We start from the raw sequence: 20,385 nt of genomic DNA on the forward strand, positions 1-20,385 counted from the left end.
TTTATTTCCAGTTGATCGAGGAGTAGCATTCCTAATCGTCAAAAAATCCAGCAGGGAGAGGTATCTGAAGTTTTTTGTTAAGCACCTTTCCTTGGAATTGTGGAAAGCGGGTGAAAAAGTCTTCGCCAGTAGTCAGGAACAACTTTGTTAATGTGACGTCTTGGCCGTTCGTGAACGCATAAAATAGGGCATAACGCACATCACAATGTCGGATTTGTCTTCCCTCGATCATTGGTACATCCAAAGCTTCAGTGCTATTCGGACAGACTAGACCAAGGTCAATGGTCGGTGAAGTTTGCAGTTTAACTTCTAAAAGCTGATGGCGAACGTCCGGGAACTGCCCATCATCCCGATAGTCTGCGTACCCTAAGCTTTGACAAACAAGTCGGTGGAGTGCTGCTCCTCGATTGCGCTCTTGGTCATAGCCACTATCAGCAAAGCTTTTTCCAACCAGTGATTCTAGCCGATCGAATATTTCCCCAATAGGCAGCAGCTGATCCGCCTGGGGCTGATTGACCGGGCTAGCTACGGCGGCTAGATCCAATGTCGGTCGAACAAATCGGCGAAGGAGTTCTGTGTCCTTGTTGCTAATGAGTTCCAGCTCGGCCTCTCCGGGGTTTAGCCTAGCTTGGTATTTTTGTGTCAAAGTTCCAGTGGTATCCAGCATGGCCAGCGTATCACCCGTCACAACTTTTACCTTGACGACAATATCTTCGTCATTTAAACGAATGATTACATAGCGCCGCGAAGGCGCAAGCTCTTCGTTCCAAACCTGAAGGTTGTTCGATTTCTGAACATACGTGTCGAAGAACTGACCTTGAAATCTTGGCTGCGTCTTTTTAAAGCTGGCGGGGACAGGATATCCAAGAGCTCGACAAACATGTTCTTTCACTACTTTTGAACGTGTTCTAAGAGGTAGGCCAGTAAGGGAAAGTCCCTGCATTTCGGTGTTGAGTAAATGCTCCAGCTCTGGTGTTGGAATCCAAAGATCAGGATCACCAATTTCAATGGCATCATAAATCGTTAAGCCGCTCTCTTTTATCATGGTAGCGTAATGATTCGGCTCAAGAGAGTCATACTTCATCGTTTATATCTCGCTTACTTAATAGCTCTATGATGCTGACGTCGAGGGCTAAGGCCAGGGTTTCCAGAGTGCTCAGGGTTACATTCCTCTCGCCTCTTTCCACTGAGCCGATGTATGTTCGGTGTAACCCACAGCGCTCGGCTAGCTCCTCTTGCGAAAGCCTCTTGGCGTGTCGAAAGCCACGGACATTTGCTGCAAGCATCCGCATCAAAGCGTCACTGGGTTTTCTCAAGCCGCCCTGTTTCATATTAATTTCAACCACTTATCGGAACATGCTACTTTTACGTTAAAGATGATTATGAGTCGACCGACTATGAGTAGCGTTTTTATCGATGGCCAAGTGGAGAGTGAGTGGGGAGAGACAAGCCAGCTAACAAAAGCGTCAACGCGGACCAGCTTTTCCGCTGGCGCTCCAAAGCCGGCCGGTTACGCTAAGCGTTAACCACCACCCCCTGTCGATTTCGACCAGCTCCGTTCGACGTTAGATTGCCACTCACAGCAATCACCCAGAGAAGAGAGCCGATCATGAAACACATGGCAAAGAACACGATCTGCCTTTGGTACGATGGCGGAGCTGAGGAAGCTGCACGGTTTTATGCCGAGACCTTCCCCGACTCATCGCTCGACGCGGTGCACCGGGCCCCTGGGGATTTTCCCTCGGGCAAGGAGGGGAGCGTGTTGACGGTCGAGTTCACCGTGTTGGGCGTTGCGTGCCTCGGGCTGAACGGCGGACCTATGTTCAAGCACAGCGAGGCGTTCTCGTTTCAGGTGGCGACCGAAGACCAGGAGGAGACGGATCGCTACTGGAGCGCCATCGTCGGCAATAGCGGCGAGGAGAGCCAGTGCGGGTGGTGCAAGGACAAGTGGGGCATCTCCTGGCAGATTACCCCGGTAGCGCTGACGAAGGCGTTCACCAGCCCGGACCGTGCTGCTGCCAAGCGGGCGTTCGACGCCATGATGACGATGCGGAAAATCGACATCGCACAGATCGAGGCTGCGTTTCGCGGTTGACGCGGTTGAGATGAGAACGGGCTTACCTAAAGCCGCCGACGCTTCCCCAGCGTCGGCGGCTTTTTCGTTTCTAAGGGCTGCAACCTCACGCCTCGATCCACACCTCATCGCCCTTAAAGCTCACCTTCCAGGTGCGCAGGATGACGCTTTCGTCTTCCAGGCACTGGCCGTCTTCCAGGCGGAAGTGCTGCTTGTAGATCGGCGAGGCGACCACGGGCTGCCCCTTGAGGTCGCCGACGATGCCGCGGGCGATGACGTTGGCGCCGGAGAAGGGGTCGTGGTGGTCGAGGGCGTAGAGTTCCTGGTCGTGACCTGGCAGGTAGAAGATGGCTACCTGGGCCGGGCCTTCGGCGGTTTCCACCCAGGCGGCAATGCCGGAGTAGGGCACCAGGTCGGCGTGGGTGCAGAGGGTTTGCCAGGTCTGGGTCATGGTCTTGGCCGCAGTTGCTGTGCTCATTTCGAATCCTTTTGATCTTTTATGCCAGTAGCGGTCAGGGAAGGGCGGCGCGCTGGGCGCCGCCACTCTCCTTAGGCTGGCCTAAGCTGGCCGCGCTCGGTGGTGTAGATGATGTCCGGGTCCGGGCGCGCGTCGTTGACGAAGCTGCGGAAGCGCTTGAGCTTCTCCGGGTCGCTGATGGCGTTGGCCCATTCGCACTCGTAGGTGTCGACGACGGCTTGCATCTGCCGCTCCAGCTCTTCGCCGATGCCGAGGCTGTCCTCGAGAATCACCTGCTTGAGGTAGTCCAGGCCGCCTTCCAGGTTCTCGCGCCACACCGAGGTGCGCTGCAGGCGGTCGGCGGTGCGGATGTAGAACATCAGGAAGCGATCGATGTAGCGGAACAGCTCCTCGTCGCTGAGGTCGGTGGCGAACAGTTCGGCGTGGCGGGGGCGCATGCCGCCGTTACCGCACACGTACAGGTTCCAGCCGTTCTCGGTGGCGATCACGCCGACGTCCTTGCTCTGGGCTTCGGCGCACTCGCGGGTGCAGCCGGAAACGGCGAACTTGAGCTTGTGCGGCGCGCGCAGGCCCTTGTAGCGGTCCTCCAGCCGGATTGCCATGCCCACGCTGTCCTGCACGCCGTAGCGGCACCAGGTGCTGCCCACGCAGGATTTCACGGTACGGGTCGACTTGCCGTAGGCGTGACCGGTCTCGAAGCCGGCTTCGATCAGCTCGCCCCAGATCGCCGGCAGGTCCTCCAGGCGGGCGCCGAACAGGTCGATGCGCTGGCCGCCGGTGATCTTGGTGTAGAGCTCGTACTTCTGCGCCACCTGGCCCAGCACCACCAGCTTGTTGGGGGTGATCTCCCCGCCGGCGATGCGCGGCACCACCGAGTAGGTGCCGTTTTTCTGCATGTTGGCCATGAAGGTGTCGTTGGTGTCCTGCAGCGGGATGTGGGCCGCGTCGGTGATCGGCTCGTTGAAGCAGGAGGCCAGGATCGAGGCCACCGCCGGCTTGCAGATATCGCAGCCGAGACCATGACCCACTTTGGAACCGTGCTTCTCCATCAGCTCGCTGAAGGTCTTGATGCCCTCCACCCGCACGATGTCGTAGAGCTCCTGGCGGGTGTAGTGAAAGTGTTCGCAGATCGACTTGTCGACCTCCACGCCGCGGCTTTCGAGTTCGTGATCCACCAGGGTCTTGAGCAGGGCGGCACAGCCGCCGCAGCCGGTGCTGGCCTTGGTGGCGCCTTTCACCGCGCCCAGGTCGACCGCGCCGCCGTCGATGGAGGCGCACACGTCCGCCTTGGTGACGTTGTGGCACGAGCAGATCATGGCCGTATCGGGTAAGGCGTCGGGCCCCAGCGCGGGGGCGGCGCCGCTGCCGGCGGGCAGGATCAGCGAGGCCGGGTCGGCGGGCAGTTCGATGCGGTTGGCGTAGTACTGCAGCAGGGTGTCGTAGACGCTGTTGTCGCCCACCAGCATGGCGCCGACCAGGCGCTTGCCGTCGCTGGAGACCACCAGCTTGCGGTACTGCTGCTTGAGCGGGTCGAGGAAGCGGAACATGCGCGCGCCTGGGGTGCGGTCGCCGTGGGCGTCGCCGATGGAGCCCACGTCGACCCCCATTAGCTTGAGCTTGGTGCTCATGTCGGCGCCCTTGAAGGTTTCGCTGGCCTTGCCCTCGCCGGCCAGCAGGGTGGCGCAGGCCACCTTGGCCATCTGGTAGCCGGGGGCGACCAGGCCGAAGATGCTGTTGTTCCACAGCGCCACTTCGCCGACGGCGAGGATCGCCGGGTCGCTGGTGAGGCAGCGGTCGTCGATCACCACGCCGCCGCGTTCGCCAAGCTCCAGGCGGCAGTCGCGGGCCAGCTCGTCGCGCGGGCGAATGCCGGCGGAGAAGACGATCAGGTCGGTTTCCAGCACCTTGCCGTCCTGGAACACCATGCGGTGGCGGCTGGCCTCGCCGTCGACGATCTCCTGGGTGGCGCGGCCGGTGAGCACCTGCACGCCGAGCGACTCGATCTTCTCGCGCAGCAGTTCGCCACCTTCGCTGTCCACCTGCATCGGCATCAGGCGCGGGGCGAACTCCACCACGGCGGTATCGAGGTTCAGCCCGCGCAGGGCGTTGGCCGCTTCCAGGCCGAGCAGGCCGCCGCCCACCACCACGCCGGTAGAGGCGCTTTCGGCGGCTTCGCGGATGGCGTCGAGGTCTTCCAGGGTGCGGTAGACCAGGCAGCCCTCACGGTCGTTGCCGGGGATCGGCGGCACGAAGGGGTAGGAGCCGGTGGCCAGCACCAGGCGGTCGTAGCGGTGGCGGCCCTGGTCGGTCACCACTTCGCCGGCGTCGCGGTTGATCGCGCTCACCGCTTCGCCAAGGCGCAGCGCGATGCCGTGCTCGGCGTAGTAGTCGGCGGTGGAAAGCGCGAGTGAGGCAGCGTCGCGGCCGCTGAAGTACTCCGAGAGGTGCACGCGGTCGTAAGCCAGGTGGCGCTCTTCGCCGAACACGGTGATGGCGTAGCGCGCGGTGGCGCCCTGTTCGACCAACTGCTCGACCAGGTGGTGGCCGACCATGCCGTTGCCGATGATGATCAGGTTCTGCTTGGGCGTGTTCATGCGGCCTCCTTCGCGGGGCTGTGCGGTGATTCGTGGGCGTGTTCGGCGGCGTCGTCGAGCAGGGCCTGGGCGTCGGCGGCACCAAGCAGCAGCGCGGCGCGGCAGGCGGTGAGGTCGCGCCCGGCCAGGGCCTGTTCGAAGTACCAGGGGCCGGCGGCGGTGTCGCCGTAGAGCACGGCGCCTTCCAGGCGGCCGTTACGCAGCAGCAGGCGGCGGTAGTCGCCCTGCTGGGGGTCGCGGTAGCTCAGCACGTCGTGGTCGGGCTCGGCCTCGGTGGGGCCGAAGGCGTAGAGCGAGATGCCGCTTACCTTGAGCTTGGTGGCGGTCGGTTTCTCGACGTAGCCCTGGGCACTGTTGGCATCAGAGCGCTCGGCGTCAGAGCGGCACAGCTTGTCGGCTAGCACCTCGACCTGGCGCCAGATCGGCTCGACCAGGCCGTAGAGGTTGCCGCGGTGCTCGCAGCATTCGCCCAGGGCGTGAATGGCCGGGTCGCTGGTGGTGAGCCACTCGTCGACGATCACCCCGCGTTGGGTGTCGAGGCCGGCGTCGCGCCCCAGCGTGGCGTTGGGCACGATGCCGATGGCCACCACCACGCAGTCCGCGGCCAGACGGGTGCCGTCGGCGAGCAGGGCAGCGCATACCTGGCCTTCGGCATTGGCTTCCAGGCGCTCGAGCTGGGCGTCGGTGTGAATGTCGAGCCCGCGCCCGCGCAGCTCGCTTTCCAGCAGCCGGGCGGCGGTGAGGTCGAGCTGGCGGTTCATCAGGCGGTCGTCGCGCTGCAGCAGGCTCACCTGCATGCCGCGCTTGCGCAGCCCTTCCGCCGCCTCCAGGCCAAGCAGACCGCCGCCTATCACTACGGCGCTTCCGCCACGCTGGGCGGCGCGCGCCAGGGCGTCGGCGTCGTGCAGGTCGCGGAACACGTGCACACCGGGTAGCTCCAGCCCCGGCACCGGCGGGCGGGCCGGGTTTGAGCCGGTGGCCAGCACCAGGCGGTCATAGGCGAGCTCGCGTCCGGCGCCGGTGGTCAGCCGTTGGGCGCAGCGGTCGATCTGCTCCACCCGTTCGCCGAGGATCAGCTCGATGCCGTGTTCGGCGTACCACTCGGCGCCGCGCAGGGTAAGGTCGCGCTTGTCCATTTCGCCGGCCAGCAGCGGCGAGAGCAGGATGCGGTTGTAGGCCGGCGCGGATTCGGCACCGATCACGGTGATCGTGGCGGGCCGCTCGGGCCGGGCCAGGAGCGCTTCCACCAGGCGGTGGCCGGCCATGCCGTTGCCGACGATGACCAGGTGCTCAATGGCGGAACTCTCGGGATGTCGCTGGGGCATGCGAACACCTCCTTTCGCTGCGCGTCGTGATGACGGAGACAAAACGCAACGACGCCTCGGCGCTTGCCCTGTCGATGCGAGGATCGAGCCGGGGGCGCAGAGACGTCGTTGTCCAGTCATGCGAGCGATCGCCGTTGATCGCGTTATGCCCAGATGGTTTCAAGAACCTGGCCAGGGTGCCTTAAAAAGAAGGTTAATTCTTTTTTTTCATTGGTTTACTAGTATGGTTGGGGTGGGCCGGAGTGCCGCCTCCGGCCGGGGCTGCACATCAGTGGTGCATGGCAGCATCGAAATGCACAGGGCTGTAGCATGCCGCGACGCTGGCGGGATCGAAGGTGTCACCGGCAGCTTCCAGCTGGCGCGCCATGGGACTGGCGAAGTGCTGGGCATCCTGCGGCGTGGGGCGCAGCATGCCGGCACCGTAGAAGCGTTGGTGAATCGGTGCGGTATCGAGGTCGAGCGTTTCCAGGTGGCGCACCGAGCGGTCGAGGTAGGGCGGCAGCGCCAGCCAGGCCAGGGCCTGGCGGCGATGCTCCGGTGAGTCGGCCAGCCACACACTGGCCGCCGCCAGGGCGCGCAGCAGGGCGGCCAGGGTGGCCGGGTAGCGTTCGGCCCACGAGCGCGTCACGCCGAGCACCTTCTCGGGGTGGTCGGGCCACAGCTGGGCGCCGGTGGCCGCCAGCCGGCCCACGCCGCAGTGGCGCGCCAGGGTGCCCCAGGGTTCCCCGGCGCAGAAGCCGTCAATCTGGCCGATGCGCAGCGCTTCCACCATGCGTGGCGGCGGCATGGCCACCAGTTCCACGTCGCGTTCGGGGGTGATGTCGCCCAGGTCGAGCCAGTCGCGCAGCTGATAGTGCTGGCAGGCGTAGGGGTAGACCATGGCCAGGCGCGGGCGGGGGGCGCTGCCTTGGCGGCGCAGCCAGTCGCCCAGCGCCATGGCGCTGGTGGCGGGGTCGTCGGCCAGCTCGGCGCCGCACGCCTCGCTCAGCCGGGTGGAGAGCGTCAGTGTGTTGCCGTTGCGGCTGAGCAGCAACGGGGCCAGGGTGTCACAGGGCGCTCGGCCAAGCCCCAGGCTCATGGCCAGCGGCATGGGGGCAAGCATCTGGGCGCCGTCGAGCAGGCCGGCGGCGACCTTGTCGCGCAGGGTGCTCCAGGCGTTCTCGCGCGAGAGGTTTACCTCCAGCCCCTGGTCGGCGAAGCAGCCGCGTTCGCGGGCCACCACCAGCAGGGCGGCATCGAGCAGGGGCACGAAGCCAAGCGTTAGGCAGGTGCGTTCCGGGGTGGCGGCGTAAGGGTGCGTCGGGCTCATGAGCGGGGTTCCCGTTTGTCGGCGGATCGCCCCTGGGGCGATGACGTATTCAGGCGGCCAAGCACGTCGACGACGCTGTCGGCAACGTCGGCGATGCGCTGGCCGCGGTCCATGGCGAGCTTGCGCAGCATGCGGTAGGCCTGCTCTTCGTCGCAGTCTTGGTGCTTCATCAACAGGCCCTTGGCGCGCTCGATGCGCTTGCGCTCGGCCAGCTGGCTGCGCGCCTTGTCGAGTTCCTGGCGCATGCTGTGGAAGGCGTCGAAGCGGGCAATGGCCACCTCGACGATGGCTTCCACGCGTTCCGGCACCAGGCCGTCGACCACGTAGGCGCTGACCCCGGCCTTGAGCGCGGCCTTGAGCATGTCGGAGTCGTGCTGGTCGGCGAAGAACACCACCGGCCGCGGGTTCTCGCGGTTGAGCAGGGCCATGCTCTCCAGGGTGTCGCGGTCGGGGCTCTCCATGTCGATGATCACCACGTCGGGCTGGTATCGCTCGACCATCTCGTTGAGGTTGGCGGGGCTGGCGAGCCGGCAGATGACCTGGTGTCCTTCGGCCATCAACGCCTCCTCGACCATGGCGGCCCGCACCATCTCGTCGTCGACCAGCAGAATGTTCAAGGGAGAAGGCATAGAGAGTCGCTCGTGTCGGGCTGAGGGGCTAGGCGCTGCATAGCCCAACCCTAGCAAGAAATATTCCAGCTGCGACCTTTTCGGCCTGGCATGGCATACGACAGGTGTTTGCCTGCGCGCTGCTGGCCGACGTATGACCAGAAGTCGCGACAGGAGCTGCCGATGGTCAGGAAACTGGCCGGGATCTTGAGGATGTAAGGGGATAGGTGAGGGTGAGGACTCGATGAGGACGGTAGAGCGCCGGGTGAAGGCAGCACGGTGGAATCCCCGACACGGATGCACCATGCGGGTGCATCGGCGGCCGCCGCTGCCGACCGATGGTGCGCCATGACCCCCTCGCATCACGCCGCGGGCTGCGGTGTGCCGCCGGGCGAGGGGCCATATCTGACTGAAACACTCGGTTGAAGCCGCTCGATGGCACGTTTTCTGCTTAAAGCATGGCATACGTCAGGTTTAATCCTGACACAGGTGAGCGCAGAGCCGCGCTTCCCATGGCAACGACGCCCGCCACCGCCGCCCTTTGGGGGCGGCAGTGGCGGGCGTCGTCGTTTCGACAGCAATGACAGGAGAGCGACATGCGCGAGGCCCGAACCACTTGCCCCTACTGCGGCGTTGGCTGTGGCGTGGTGGCCAGCGTCGAGAACGGCGAAATCGTCGACGTGCAGGGCGATCCGCAGCATCCGGCCAACTTCGGCCGCCTGTGCGTGAAAGGCTCGGCCCTGCACGAGACGCTGGGTCATGGCGGTCGTCTGACCCGGCCCATCGTCGACGGCGTGGAGAGCGATTGGGACACCGCGCTGGATGCGGTGGCCGGCCGCTTGAAAGAGGCGCGTGCCGCCCACGGCCCCAATGCCATTGCCGCCTACCTCTCCGGGCAGCTGCTCACCGAGGACTATTACGTCGCCAACAAGCTGTTCAAGGGCTTTCTCGGCACGCCGCACCTGGATACCAATTCGCGCCTGTGCATGGCCTCGGCGGTGGCGGCCCACAAGCGTGCCTTCGGCGCCGACGCCGTGCCGTGCAGCTACGAGGACCTCGAGGAGGCCGAGCTGGTGGTGCTGGTAGGCTCCAACCTGGCCTGGAACCATCCGGTGCTCTATCAGCGTCTCAAGGTGGCCAAGCAGCGCAACCCGCTGCTGCGGGTGGTGGTGATCGACCCGCGGGTGACCGATACCTGCGAGCTCGCCGACCTCTACCTGGGGCTCAAGCCGGGCAGCGACGCCCGTCTGTTCACCGGGCTGCTGGCATGGATGGCTGCGCGCAACAAGCTCGACCGCATCTATCTGGAGGCGCATACCCAGGGCTTCGACGAGGCGCTGGCCGCGGCGCGGGAGCAGGAGGCCGACGTGGAGGCCATCGCCGCCGACTGCGATCTCGACCCCGAGCGTCTGGAAACCTTCTTCTACTGGTTCGCCAGCCACCTGCATGTGGTCACGCTGTTTTCCCAGGGGGTGAATCAGTCGAGCAGCGGCACTGACAAGGGCAACGCCATCATCAACTGCCACCTGGCCGGCGGCAAGATCGGCCTGCCGGGGGCGGGACCGTTCTCGATCACCGGCCAGCCCAACGCCATGGGCGGGCGCGAGGTGGGCGGGCTGGCCAACCAGCTGGCCGCCCACATGGACTATGACACCCCCGGCGCACGGGATCGCGTCACACGCTTCTGGGCCACCGAGCGGCTGGTGCCATGCCTGCCGGAAGGGCCCGGCCACAAGGCGGTGGCACTGTTCGAGGCGATCGAGCGCGGCGAGGTGCAGGCGCTGTGGATCATGGCCACCAACCCGGCAGTGAGCCTGCCGCGCACCGACCGCGTGCGTGCGGCGCTGGCGAAATGCCCGCTGGTGATCGTCTCCGAGTGCATGGCCAATGCCGATCTGCTGGCCTATGCCGACATCGTGCTGCCGGCTTCGAGCTGGTCGGAGAAGGACGGCACCGTGACCAACTCCGAGCGACGCATCTCACGCCAGCGCGGCATCCTGTCGCCACCTGGCGAGGCCCGGCACGACTGGTGGGCGCTGTGCGAGGTGGCCAGGCGGCTGGGCTTCGGCGAGGCCTTCGCCTACACCCATCCGTGCGAGATCTTCGACGAGCACGCCCGGCTCTCGGGCTTCGAGAATGGCAAGGGCCCGGGCGATAGCCGCCGGCTGTTCGACATTTCGGGCCTGGCCGGGCTCGACCGAGCGGCCTACGATGCGCTGGCGCCGATCCAGTGGCCGGTCAACGCCGACGCCCCCCACGGCACCGCGCGGCTGTTCACCGACGGCCGCTTCGCCACGCCCGACGGCCTGGCGCGGATGGTGCCGGTGCGCCCGCGCCCGCCGGCCCAGGCGCTGGACGCGGCGCGCCCGCTGCGGCTCAACACCGGGCGCGTGCGCGACCAGTGGCACACCATGACCCGTACCGCCCGAGCGCCGCGGCTGATGAACCACCGCGCCGAGCCGTTCATCGAGATCGCCCCGGAGGATGCCGCCGCGCTGGGGGTGGAGGAACAGGGCCTGGCGCGCCTGGAAGGGGTGGGTGGCACCTATGTTGGCCGGGTTCGGCTGTCGCGGGGGCAGCGCCGCGGGGAAGTGTTCGTGCCGATGCACTGGAGCGGCCACTTCAGCGGCTCGGCCCTCTCCGGGGCGCTGATCGAGGCGCATGTCGATCCCGTTTCCGGCCAGCCGGAATCCAAGCACGGGGCGGTGGCGCTGGCGCCGCTGGCGGTGGCGTGGGAGGCCACCCTGCTGGTGGCCGACGACCTGGGCGTGGCGGAATCGAACTGGTGCGATGCCAGCCGCTACTGGGCACGCATACCGCTGGGTGCCGCCCAGCGCTGGCAGCTTGCCGGTGATGGCCAGAGCGCCCGCGGCGGGGTTGAGAGCGCCCGCGGCGCGGTTGGTAGCGTCAGCAGTGAGGATAAGGACCTGCCCCAGCGTGACTGGCTTGCCTGGCTCGAGGCGACCCTGCCGGTGGCGCCCACCCTGTGGTGCACCGACCCGGCCAGTGGGCGCCTGCGCGCGGCGGGGGTCGATGAGCACGGGCGCCTGCGCTGGTGGTTCATGTCGGGGGCGCCGGTGGAGCTGCCCAACCTGGCCTGGCTGGTGGCCCGCTTCGCCGAGGCGGCAGCGGGGCAGGCCCTGGCGTCGACGCAGCGCCGTCGCCTGCTGGCCGGCTGCGACGACGGCGCCGCCAATCAGGGCCCGGTGGTATGCAGCTGCCACCAGGTGGGCCAACGCGCTATTCTGGGAGCCATCCGTGACGGCGACGACAGCGTCGAGGCGCTGGGCGCCCGGCTGGCCTGTGGCACCCAGTGCGGTAGCTGTATTCCCGAGCTGAAATCGCTTATCGAGGAGGAGAAGGCCCATGCGCGCACTGAGCCAACTGAAGACCCTGCTGTCGCCTGAGGCCTGGCTCAAGGCACAGCTGCCCGGAACGCTGGGCCATGCGGCCCTGTCGCGGCTGCACAGCCTAGGCCATCTCGTACGCTCGCCGTTCGGCGGCACGCGCGGCACCCCGGCGCCCACCCTGACCCTGGACGGCGACTGCCGCGCCGGGCGTGTCTACCTGGTGGGCGCGGGCAGCGGCGACGTCGAGCTGCTCACACTCAAGGCTGCGCGGCTGCTGCAGCAGGCCGATGCGGTGGTGTATGACCGCCTGGTGGGTGGCGACGTGCTGGCGTTGATTCCCACCGGCCGCGAGCGCTACTACGTGGGCAAGGAGCGTGGCCACCACAGCGTGCCCCAGGAGGAGATCGGCGCGCTGCTAGTGAAGCTGGCGGGGCAGGGCAAGTCGGTGGTGCGGCTCAAGGGCGGCGACCCCGGTATCTTCGGGCGCATGGGGGAGGAGCTCGCCGCACTGGCCGAGGCCGGCATCCAGGCCGAGATCGTGCCGGGCATCACCGCCGCCTCGGCGGCGGCAGCCGGCATGGGCATTCCGCTCACCGACCGCGCCCACGCCCAGCAGCTGCGCTTCATCACCGCGCAACTGTGCCGCAAGGATGGCGAGCCCGATTGGGCCACCCTGGCGCGCCAGGATGAGACGCTGATCTTCTACATGGGCCTGACTAAGGTCGATGCCATCTGCAATGGGCTGCGCCATGCCGGGCTGCCCGACGACTGGCCGATCATGCTGGTGGCCAACGCCAGCCTGCCCGAGCAGGCCTCGCTGGTGGGCACCCTGGCCGACATGCCGGCCAGCCTTGCCGCCTCGCCGCTGCCTTCACCCTGCCTGATCGTGGTGGGCAGCGTGGTGCGCATGGTGGCCGACAGCCCCGCGGCGCGTCACATGGCCACGCCTGCCGGCCACGCGGGTCGCACCGCCCATTGAGGCGCGCCTTGCCGTAACTTGGACGCTGACGGCACGCAGCGTCTAGGCTGATGACAACCGTCACGCGGGCAGCACATCGCTCGACAGCGGGCAGGAAGCCCATCGGCAGGTACGGCAAGGAGCTGACATGGAGGATGGCGTTCAATCCATTACGGGGTTCACGCGGCGGGTACTGATCGTTATCGGGCTGGCCAGCCTGGTGGCGGTGCTGATCTACTTCGCCGGCCAGCTCATCGACGTGATGCTGCTGGTCTTCGCCGGGGTGCTAGTGGCGGTGGCCATCGACGGTGCGGTGCGGCTGTGTCAGCGCTATCTGCCGCTTGGCCGGCAATGGGCGCTGGTGCTGGCGCTGGCGCTGATCGTGCTGATGCTGACTGGCATAGGCGCGCTGATCGGGCCGCGCATTTCGTCGCAGTTGCCGCAGCTGGTCGAACAGCTGCCTCAGGCGTTTAGCCGCCTGCTCGAGCTGGTCCGCGAGCTGCCCGGCTTCGATGCGCTGATGCGCGAGGTCGACGAGCCGGCCCAACTGATCGGCCAGCCCGTCATCGACCGCTTCACCGGGTTCTTCTCCACCACCTTCGGCGCCATCGCCAGCTTCCTGCTGATCGTGCTGATCGGCTTCTACCTGGTGCTCAGCCCATCGAAGTACATCGGCAACGTGGTGCAGCTGTGCCCACCCGCCTACCGCCCGCGGCTGGAGCAGGTGATGTGCATGCAGGGGCGCGCGCTGCGCCTGTGGCTGCTGAGCCGGCTGGTCTCGATGGTGTTCGTGGGGGTCTCGGTGGCCCTGGGGCTGGTCTTTCTTGGCATTCCCATGGCCGGTGCTCTGGGGCTAATCGCCGGGCTGTTCACCTTCATTCCCTACCTGGGGCCGATCATCGGGGCGATCCCGACCGTGCTGATCGCCTTCCTGGAGTCGCCTCAGCTGGCGGTCTACGCCATCGTGCTCTACTTCGTAGTCGAGACGCTGGAGTCCAACCTGGTGATGCCGCTGGCGGCCAAGGGCATGGTGCGCCTGCCGCCGGCCTATACCGTGGTGGTGCAGCTGGCCGGGGCGGCGGTGGCCGGGGTGGGCGGCGTGATTCTGTCGACCCCGCTGGCGGTGGTGGCGGTGGTCACGCTGCAGGCGCTTTACATCAACGATGTACTGGGTGACGACATCGAGGTGCTGGGCGAGAAGAACGAGGAGTAGCGGTTCGGCGGGGAAGCGCCGGGCCGTGGCGAGCCCGGCGTGGTGATAAGGTAGCGGCAGCCTAGAGCTGGGCCAGCACGGTGTCGACGCTGCTCTTGTCGACCACGCCGCGCTCGGTGTCGATGCCAACGTAGCTGACCACGCCGTCATCGGCGATCAGCGCGAAGCGCACGCTGCGAATCCCCATGCCGGCCTCGCTGGCGTCTTTCTCCATGCCGATTGCCCGGGTGAACTCGGCATTGCCGTCGGCCAGCATCAGAATTTCCTGGGCATTCTGGCTTTGCTGCCAGGCGCGCATCACGAAGCCATCGTTGACCGACACGCAGGCCAGGATATCGGCCTTCTCCAATACCTTGTCGGCCTGAACGACGAAGCCGGGCATATGGGTGTTCGAACAGCCAGGGGTGAAGGCGCCGGGCACGCCGAACAGCACCACGCGCTTGCCGGCGAACAGCTCGCCGGTGGCGATATCCGCGGGCCCTTCGGGGCCACAGGTCTTGATCCGGACATCGGGGATCTTGTCGCCTACGGAGATGGGCATGGAGCGCTCCTTCCTGCGGTTTGATGAGTGTCACTCACTGTAGCGCAAGCCGTCCGTACATGGTGGTCTGCGGCTTGCCAACGGTCACGTCCCCGGATAAGCGTCGAAGACCTCCTGGCCGGTCATGTTGTGAGTCTCGTTGGCGAAGTGGTAATAGGGCGGCTTCTGATCGATGAAGATCTGGGTGTCGAAGGTCCAGGCCTCGCCGCCGTCGACCAGCCCGACCGGAATGGCGTAGTGGTCGCCGGTCTTGAGGCGGTAGAACAGGTGCGTGCCGCAGCGCTGGCAGAAACCGCGCTCCGCCCAGTCCGACGAGGCGTAGACCGCCACGTTCTCCTCGCCCTCTATGCGGACCTCGCTGACCGACTCTAGCGCCAGCAGCGGACCGCCGCCCCAGGTGCGGCACATGCTGCAGTGGCAGGCGCCGACATTCTGCTTGCGTGTGGCGACTGCCACGTTCACGGCGCCGCACAGGCAGCTACCACGCGCACTCATTCCGTCCTTCATGATTGTCTCCTGCTGTGCCAAGGCAAAGCCTCCATCGACTTCCGCAGTTTAGACACATCAGCGCCATGCTACTCGCCCACTTTTCACGCAGGCCCCACGCGGTGCGGCTGGGCAGGAACGTCGAGAGGCGGCCAAGTTTGCTAGGGTGTGTAGAGACGTTGAAAAGGGGAGCCACTTTGAAGCGACGAACCAAATGCCGCTTGATTGGCGGGACTGCGCTGGCGGTGGCCATTCTGCTGGTGATCGGCGGCGTCATTCTTTCCAACGCGACCCCCAAGCCCAAGCGGCTGGTTGAGCCCGTGGTAGTCGACTATGGGGTCGAAGACGCCCGCTTCGTCAGGTCGCTGCAGCACATCCTGCCCCATCCCATTCTCGACGGTAATCACATCGAACATATCGAGGGCGGCGAGGCCATCTACGCGGCAAAGCTTGCCGCCATCGCTGCGGCAGAGCACACCATCTCCTTCGAGGTTTTTGAGTTCTTTGGTGACAAGGCGGCAGCTGCCTTCGCCGAAGCCTTGGCGGAAGCGGCGCAGCGAGGGGTGACCGTGCATGCGCTGCTCGATTTCGTCGGCTCCATGCCGGCCAAGGAAGAGCACCTCAAGCGCATGGAAGAGGCCGGCGTCGAGGTGATTCGCTGGCGCGAGCCCTCCTGGTACCAGCTGCCGCAGTTCAACCACCGCACCCACCGCAAGCTGCTGATCGTCGATGGCCAAATCGGCTTTACCGGGGGCGCCAACGTGACCGACAGCTGGCTGCCGGATGACGACGAGCCGGGCTACCGCGATCATCACTTTCGCATTACCGGCCCCGTGGTGGGCAACATGCAGGGCGCTTTCGCCGAGGTCTGGCTCGAGGCAAGCGGCGAGCTACTGCATGGCGAGGCGTATTTTCCCGAGCTTGAACCCCAGGGCGAGCTGCGCATGCAGATGGTCAGCAGCAAGCCCCGTGAAGGCATGCATCGCATCCGCATGATGTTCAAGTACGCCGTCGCCGCTGCCCAGGAGCGCATCACCATCTCCTCCGCTTATTTCTACCCCGATCCAAGCTTCCTCGAGGCCCTTACCGAGGCGGCAGAGCGAGGTGTCGAGGTGCGCATCCTGCTGCCTGGCGACAGCATCGACTATGGCTTCGTCAGGCAGGCCTCGATCAACCGCTGGCGACCCATGCTTGAAGCAGGTGTGGAGATCTACGAGTACCAGCCGTCGATGTATCACGCCAAGCTGATCAGCATTGACGACCGCTGGGCCAGTATCGGCTCGACCAACATCGACAACCGTTCCTTTCGCATCAACAAGGAGGGCAACGTCAACATCTACGACGAGGACTTCGCCCGCTACGTTCGCGGCCTGGTCGAAGAGGACCTGAACGACGCGATCCCCTTCACCTTGGCGCGTTGGGAAGAGCGTCCTTGGCGCAAGCGGCTGGCTGGCTGGGTGAGCATGATCGCGGGGGCGCACTATTGAGTATCGGGAGCATCTGTGTATGGGGTGTGTTGTGTGGTCGGGCCGGGCGCTTCTGTGGCAAAGGCCGGAAGGTGAAATTCGGCCGCTGCCTTGACCTCATCCATGCCGGCGCTACCTGGTGGGGAGACGCTGCCCCCAGCCAGTACGTCGAGAACCGTCTTGACCCCGCGGGAGAGCGACAGCAGGTGATAGCCTCCTTCGAGCACGAAAACCAGGCGCCCCAGACAATGGCGACGCGCTACCTGCTGCAGGATGCCGGTCATGGCGGCAAACCCTTCGAAAGAGACGTTCATGGCCAAGTCGAAGGGGTGCGGGTCGAAGCCTGCCGAGACCAGCAGCAGCTCCGGTTCGAACCAGTCGGCAGCCGGCACCAGAATCTCGTTGAAGGCCTTAAGATAGGCCTGGTCGCCAGCGCCGGCGGGCAGTGGTACGTTGACCGTGGTGCCTTCCCCTAACCCGGCGCCGGTTTCTTCCAGTCGCCCCGTGCCCGGGTAGAAGGGCGATGCCCGGTGTATGTCGAAGAACAGCACGCTGGGGTCAGCATAAAAGATGTCCTGAGTGCCGTTGCCGTGGTGGGCGTCCCAATCTACGATCATGACTCGCTGGCAGCCCCACTCGGCCTGTGCATATGTTGCGGCCACCGCGACGTTGTTGAGTAGACAGAAGCCTCGGGCCCGGGCCGGCTCGGCATGATGGCCTGGCGGGCGGACTAGGGCGAAGGCACTCTCGCAGCGGCTGTTCAGCACGGCCTCGACTGCTGTGACCGCGGTACCGGCGGCCACTTCGGCAGCCTCGATGCTGCCGGGCGATACGGCTGTGGTATCAACGTCGAGCCAAGCATTCTTGCCGCACAATTCGAAGATGTGACTGAGATAGGAGCTGGTATGGACGCGCGCCAGCTGCTCCCGTGTGGCAGCCTTGCCGCCCTCGAAGATGAGGCCGGCTACCGGTTCGATTTCTAGCAGGTGGCGAATGGCTGTCAGTCGGCCGGCATGCTCGGGGTATTTCCACGGAACGTTCAAACTGGAAAGTCGCTGACGTATTCGGCGATCCATGCGGCCGGGCAGGAAGGAGGCTTCGCCATCCGGCTGGTGGGAGAGGACGCGTTCGTCGTAGAAGGCAATGATGCTATTGGGCTCGGCCACACACAGCTCCATGCGGGGCAGCTCTCGGTAGCCTTCAGCATAGTCTCTTTGCCAACGCTTGCGGGACCGCCTGGTTGGCTGCCCTTAGGCGTGTCGGCGGATGGGTGCTACGTGGTTAGTACTGGCAAACGAGCCACCCGTCGGTGGCCCGTTTGTCTTCGCGTATTAGTGGCCAGATGAAAATTTTCGTACGGCTGTCGGTATACATGGGCAATACGCCAGCCGCCGCCCGAAGGCGGCGGTTGTCAGGGGGCAACGCAGCGCTGCCAGAGGCTAGCGCAGCGACAGCGCGCCGGCGCCGGTGTCCTCGCCCATGGCCTCGCGGTAGGCCTTGGCCTCCTCGGCCTCTGTCTCGTCGCTGAAGCGCACCAGCAGCGCGCACGAGGCCAGTACCAGCACCACCAGGCCGAGGTAGAACAGCCCCTGCTGGTAGGTGATCGCCTCGGAGCGGAAGAGGAAGGCCGCGGCCACCGCGCCGACGTTGCCGCCGGCCCCGACGATGCCGGCCACTGCGCCCAGGGCCTTCTTGTTGATGAACGGCACCACGCCGTAGGTGGCCCCTTCGGCCATCTGCACGAACAGGCTGAATACCAGCATGATGCCGATGGCGTACGACAGCACGTGCATCTGCGAGAAGGCGACCAGCGCGATGCCTTCGCAGATCAAGGCGATAAACAGCCAGCGCACCCGGCCCTTGAGGCCGCCGTTGCGGGCGAACAGGTCGGAGAAGATGCCGCCCAGGGTGCGGGCAAAGACGTTCATCAGGCCGAACAGGCCGGCAATCATGCCGGCAGTGGCCAGCGTCAGGTCGAAGTGGTCGAAGAAATAGATGGCGGCGATGTTGTTGATGGTCAGCTCGACGCCGAAGCAGATGGCATAGACCACGAACAGCGCCCACACGCGGATGTCCTTGGCGGCGGCCATGAAGCTCTTGCCGGCACCGTGCTCGCCGTTGGCCGGCGGCAGCTCGCCGCGCGCACGCAGTTCGTCGAAGTTCCCGTTGGGTGCGTCCTGGGTGAACAGCCAGTAGCCGATGCCGGTCACGAACATCACCACGCCCGGTACCACCATCGCTAGCCGCCAACCGAGGGTTTCGCTGACCCCGAGCATCAGCAGCCCGGAGAAGATCAGCGGCATCACGATCTGGGTGGTGCCGCCGCCCAGGTTGCCCCAGCCGGCGCTGGTAGCGTTGGCGGTGCCGACCACGTTGGGCGCGAACATCATGGTGGTGTGGTACTGGGTGATGACGAAGGCGGCGCCGATCGCCCCGATGGCCAGGCGCGCCAGCAGGAAGGTCTCGAAGCTGTTGGCGAAGCCGATGCTCATCACCGGCACGGAGCCGAGCAGCAGTAGGCCGGTGTAGGTCTTGCGCGGGCCGATGCGGTCGCACAGCACGCCGATGGCCATGCGCACCACCACCGTGATCAGCACCGAGGCGATGATGGTGTTGCCGATCTGGGTCTGGGTCAGCGCCAGGTCCTCGCGCACCACCGCCATCAGCGGGGCGATGCCGAACCAGCCGAAGAAGCAGATATGAAAGGCAAACCAGGAGAAGTGGAAGGCACGCATCTGCGGCGTGCTCAGGCTGAGCAGGCGAATCCTGTTGGCCTTGTTACGCAGTTCCATGGGCAGACCTCATACGGATGAGAAATGGGGTTGTCCTTCTCCGTTGAAGGTCAGGTCTGACGCACTCGTACTCCTGGGGAGCCTGGTCCACGTCTACCAGTGGTTGACCTGGATCAGGCAATTCATTTGCCAATTTAGCGATAGGCGAGGGGGGACAAGGAGTTGCGAAGGAATGTGGCGAAAGCGGGCGCCAGGCCATGCCGCGGCGGAGCACAGCCATGGTGCAGCGCCGCACGCCGGCGCCCCGCGCTGGTGCCGCCGCCGGCCCCGGTCAGTTCATGGCCAGCTGGCGGTCGGCGCGGTCGCAGCGGAGGAAGGCGGAGCCTTCGAGCCAGGCCTGGTCGGGGTAGTAGGCGAACAGGTAGTGCTCCTCCTTGAGGCTGTCGATCAGCGGGTAGGTGACTTCCTGGCGTACTGCCGGGCAGCCGTGGCTGCGCCCGAGCCGCCCGGTCTGGCGAATGAACTCCTCGCTGACGTAGTCGGCGCCGTGGATCACGATGGCGCGCTGGTAGGCCAGATCGTTGACGCCTGCCTCCAGCCCTTCCAGACGCAGCGAGTAGCCGTTGCGCCCGTAGTAGCTGTTCAGCGTGCGAAACAGGCCGAGGCTCGACTGGTAGCTCTCCGGAGTGTTGGAGAATATCGTTGCTTCGGCATCGCCCGAGCCGCGCCCGTGGGAGACCAGCTCCTCGAACAGCAGACGCTCTTCGGCAAGATCGAACACCCACAGGCGCGGCTCCACCGAAGGCCGCGAGAAGTCGATGACCGCCAGCCGTTCGGCCTGGGGGTCGGCGCAGGCCATGGCATTGGCGGCAAGGGTGAGCACCTGGGGGTCGGCGCCGGGGGCCAGCTGTGCCAGGCTGGTGGCTAGCCGTGCCTGCGGCGTAGCGTCCAGCGTGGCCTGGGCCAGGAAGGTGCCTGCCTGGGTGGCAAGCGGCACGACCAGCAGGGCCACGGGCAGGGCCGAGCGGGTTAAGAAAGAGCGGGCCAAGCGTGCACGGGTCGAGAAAGAGCGGGTCAAGCGGCAGCGGGTTTGGATTCGCATCGTCGGGCACCTGAAGCGTCATCGTGCCGCCGGCTGCGGAAAGCCGTGGGCGGCTTGGGCAAAAGGCCGCCGGGCCGCTTCCAAGCGCCCCGCGGAACCGCCACTATTATGAAGAGGACGGCCGGGAACGCCAGGCGCGGAATCAACGG

General features: G+C 65.5%; 17 protein-coding genes. 5 read left to right on the forward strand and 12 right to left on the reverse strand.

Features of this window, described 5'->3' with window-relative positions:
* Positions 1-31 precede the first annotated feature (31 nt).
* Positions 32-1,084 (reverse strand): hypothetical protein, encoded by a 1,053-nt coding sequence (locus tag ACT7B3_RS04120; RefSeq protein WP_445156940.1) that lies wholly within the window; start codon positions 1,082-1,084, stop codon positions 32-34.
* Positions 1,074-1,331 (reverse strand): helix-turn-helix domain-containing protein, encoded by a 258-nt coding sequence (locus ACT7B3_RS04125; protein WP_445156941.1) that lies wholly within the window; start codon positions 1,329-1,331, stop codon positions 1,074-1,076. Before ACT7B3_RS04125 ends, ACT7B3_RS04120 begins: the two co-directional genes overlap by 11 nt.
* A gap of 278 nt (positions 1,332-1,609) precedes the next feature.
* On the opposite strand from ACT7B3_RS04125, the gene ACT7B3_RS04130 reads away from it, so the two are divergent.
* Entirely contained in the window at positions 1,610-2,095 is a 486-nt protein-coding gene (locus ACT7B3_RS04130) for a VOC family protein (protein ID WP_445156942.1), read from the forward strand.
* Positions 2,096-2,180: 85 nt separating this feature from the next.
* Here the strand turns inward: ACT7B3_RS04130 and nirD are convergent, their stop codons facing one another.
* The 5 genes from nirD to ACT7B3_RS04155 all read right to left on the reverse strand — a co-directional run bounded on the left by nirD (position 2,181) and on the right by ACT7B3_RS04155 (position 8,409).
* Complete coding sequence (nirD, locus tag ACT7B3_RS04135) at positions 2,181-2,552, reverse strand: nitrite reductase small subunit NirD (RefSeq protein WP_445156943.1); 372 nt, start codon at positions 2,550-2,552, stop codon at positions 2,181-2,183.
* A gap of 71 nt (positions 2,553-2,623) precedes the next feature.
* Positions 2,624-5,146 (reverse strand): nitrite reductase large subunit NirB, encoded by a 2,523-nt coding sequence (nirB, locus tag ACT7B3_RS04140; protein ID WP_445156944.1) that lies wholly within the window; start codon positions 5,144-5,146, stop codon positions 2,624-2,626.
* Positions 5,143-6,471, reverse strand: a complete 1,329-nt coding sequence (locus tag ACT7B3_RS04145; RefSeq protein ID WP_444678257.1) for an NAD(P)/FAD-dependent oxidoreductase — start codon at positions 6,469-6,471, stop codon at positions 5,143-5,145. The genes nirB and ACT7B3_RS04145 overlap by 4 nt, the downstream gene beginning before the upstream one ends.
* A 268-nt stretch (positions 6,472-6,739) precedes the next feature.
* A complete protein-coding gene (locus tag ACT7B3_RS04150; protein WP_445156945.1) occupies positions 6,740-7,780 on the reverse strand; it encodes a CmpA/NrtA family ABC transporter substrate-binding protein in 1,041 nt (346 codons plus the stop codon).
* A complete protein-coding gene (locus ACT7B3_RS04155; protein ID WP_445156946.1) occupies positions 7,777-8,409 on the reverse strand; it encodes an ANTAR domain-containing response regulator in 633 nt (210 codons plus the stop codon). The genes ACT7B3_RS04150 and ACT7B3_RS04155 overlap by 4 nt, the downstream gene beginning before the upstream one ends.
* A 575-nt stretch (positions 8,410-8,984) precedes the next feature.
* On the opposite strand from ACT7B3_RS04155, the gene ACT7B3_RS04160 reads away from it, so the two are divergent.
* The 3 genes from ACT7B3_RS04160 to ACT7B3_RS04170 all read left to right on the forward strand — a co-directional run bounded on the left by ACT7B3_RS04160 (position 8,985) and on the right by ACT7B3_RS04170 (position 13,909).
* The gene (locus ACT7B3_RS04160) at positions 8,985-11,795 is read left to right on the forward strand and encodes a nitrate reductase (protein WP_445156947.1); all 2,811 of its coding nucleotides are present in this window, start codon (positions 8,985-8,987) and stop codon (positions 11,793-11,795) included.
* Positions 11,755-12,717, forward strand: coding sequence for a uroporphyrinogen-III C-methyltransferase (gene cobA / locus ACT7B3_RS04165; protein WP_445156948.1), 963 nt, complete (start codon positions 11,755-11,757; stop codon positions 12,715-12,717). Before ACT7B3_RS04160 ends, cobA begins: the two co-directional genes overlap by 41 nt.
* Positions 12,718-12,844: 127 nt before the next feature.
* The gene (locus tag ACT7B3_RS04170) at positions 12,845-13,909 is read left to right on the forward strand and encodes an AI-2E family transporter (protein ID WP_444678254.1); all 1,065 of its coding nucleotides are present in this window, start codon (positions 12,845-12,847) and stop codon (positions 13,907-13,909) included.
* Positions 13,910-13,970: 61 nt separating this feature from the next.
* Here the strand turns inward: ACT7B3_RS04170 and ACT7B3_RS04175 are convergent, their stop codons facing one another.
* Together ACT7B3_RS04175 and ACT7B3_RS04180 are read right to left on the reverse strand one after the other, a co-directional pair.
* On the reverse strand, positions 13,971-14,450 hold the full coding sequence (locus tag ACT7B3_RS04175; RefSeq protein WP_444678253.1) for a peroxiredoxin: 480 nt from the start codon (positions 14,448-14,450) through the stop codon (positions 13,971-13,973).
* Positions 14,451-14,534: 84 nt separating this feature from the next.
* Positions 14,535-14,957, reverse strand: coding sequence for a GFA family protein (locus ACT7B3_RS04180; protein ID WP_444678252.1), 423 nt, complete (start codon positions 14,955-14,957; stop codon positions 14,535-14,537).
* 176 nt (positions 14,958-15,133) lie between these two features.
* Here ACT7B3_RS04180 and ACT7B3_RS04185 point away from each other — a divergent pair, with 176 nt between their 5' ends.
* Complete coding sequence (locus ACT7B3_RS04185) at positions 15,134-16,423, forward strand: phospholipase D-like domain-containing protein (protein ID WP_445156949.1); 1,290 nt, start codon at positions 15,134-15,136, stop codon at positions 16,421-16,423.
* Here the strand turns inward: ACT7B3_RS04185 and ACT7B3_RS04190 are convergent.
* The 3 genes from ACT7B3_RS04190 to ACT7B3_RS04200 all read right to left on the reverse strand — a co-directional run bounded on the left by ACT7B3_RS04190 (position 16,417) and on the right by ACT7B3_RS04200 (position 20,236).
* Positions 16,417-17,580: a histone deacetylase family protein gene (locus ACT7B3_RS04190; protein WP_445156950.1), complete on the reverse strand. Its 1,164-nt coding sequence runs from the start codon at positions 17,578-17,580 to the stop codon at positions 16,417-16,419. The genes ACT7B3_RS04185 and ACT7B3_RS04190 overlap by 7 nt on opposite strands.
* Before the next feature lie 261 nt (positions 17,581-17,841).
* On the reverse strand, positions 17,842-19,194 hold the full coding sequence (locus ACT7B3_RS04195; RefSeq protein WP_445156951.1) for a NarK family nitrate/nitrite MFS transporter: 1,353 nt from the start codon (positions 19,192-19,194) through the stop codon (positions 17,842-17,844).
* Positions 19,195-19,465: 271 nt separating this feature from the next.
* On the reverse strand, positions 19,466-20,236 hold the full coding sequence (locus ACT7B3_RS04200) for a murein L,D-transpeptidase catalytic domain family protein (protein WP_445156952.1): 771 nt from the start codon (positions 20,234-20,236) through the stop codon (positions 19,466-19,468).
* Positions 20,237-20,385: the final 149 nt, after the last annotated feature.

Source organism: Halomonas sp. E14 (assembly GCF_052568415.1).

Coding starts and splice junctions, on each gene's coding strand:
- nirD (WP_445156943.1), bottom strand. CDS start 2,552: ATGAGCACAGCAACTGCGGCCAAGACCATGACCCAGACCTGGCAAACC.
- ACT7B3_RS04150 (WP_445156945.1), bottom strand. CDS start 7,780: ATGAGCCCGACGCACCCTTACGCCGCCACCCCGGAACGCACCTGCCTA.
- ACT7B3_RS04145 (WP_444678257.1), bottom strand. CDS start 6,471: ATGCCCCAGCGACATCCCGAGAGTTCCGCCATTGAGCACCTGGTCATC.
- ACT7B3_RS04125 (WP_445156941.1), bottom strand. CDS start 1,331: ATGAAACAGGGCGGCTTGAGAAAACCCAGTGACGCTTTGATGCGGATG.
- ACT7B3_RS04170 (WP_444678254.1), top strand. CDS start 12,845: ATGGAGGATGGCGTTCAATCCATTACGGGGTTCACGCGGCGGGTACTG.
- cobA (WP_445156948.1), top strand. CDS start 11,755: ATGCGCGCACTGAGCCAACTGAAGACCCTGCTGTCGCCTGAGGCCTGG.
- ACT7B3_RS04195 (WP_445156951.1), bottom strand. CDS start 19,194: ATGGAACTGCGTAACAAGGCCAACAGGATTCGCCTGCTCAGCCTGAGC.
- ACT7B3_RS04190 (WP_445156950.1), bottom strand. CDS start 17,580: ATGGAGCTGTGTGTGGCCGAGCCCAATAGCATCATTGCCTTCTACGAC.
- ACT7B3_RS04120 (WP_445156940.1), bottom strand. CDS start 1,084: ATGAAGTATGACTCTCTTGAGCCGAATCATTACGCTACCATGATAAAA.
- ACT7B3_RS04175 (WP_444678253.1), bottom strand. CDS start 14,450: ATGCCCATCTCCGTAGGCGACAAGATCCCCGATGTCCGGATCAAGACC.
- ACT7B3_RS04130 (WP_445156942.1), top strand. CDS start 1,610: ATGAAACACATGGCAAAGAACACGATCTGCCTTTGGTACGATGGCGGA.
- ACT7B3_RS04155 (WP_445156946.1), bottom strand. CDS start 8,409: ATGCCTTCTCCCTTGAACATTCTGCTGGTCGACGACGAGATGGTGCGG.
- ACT7B3_RS04160 (WP_445156947.1), top strand. CDS start 8,985: ATGCGCGAGGCCCGAACCACTTGCCCCTACTGCGGCGTTGGCTGTGGC.
- ACT7B3_RS04180 (WP_444678252.1), bottom strand. CDS start 14,957: ATGAAGGACGGAATGAGTGCGCGTGGTAGCTGCCTGTGCGGCGCCGTG.
- nirB (WP_445156944.1), bottom strand. CDS start 5,146: ATGAACACGCCCAAGCAGAACCTGATCATCATCGGCAACGGCATGGTC.
- ACT7B3_RS04200 (WP_445156952.1), bottom strand. CDS start 20,236: ATGCGAATCCAAACCCGCTGCCGCTTGACCCGCTCTTTCTCGACCCGT.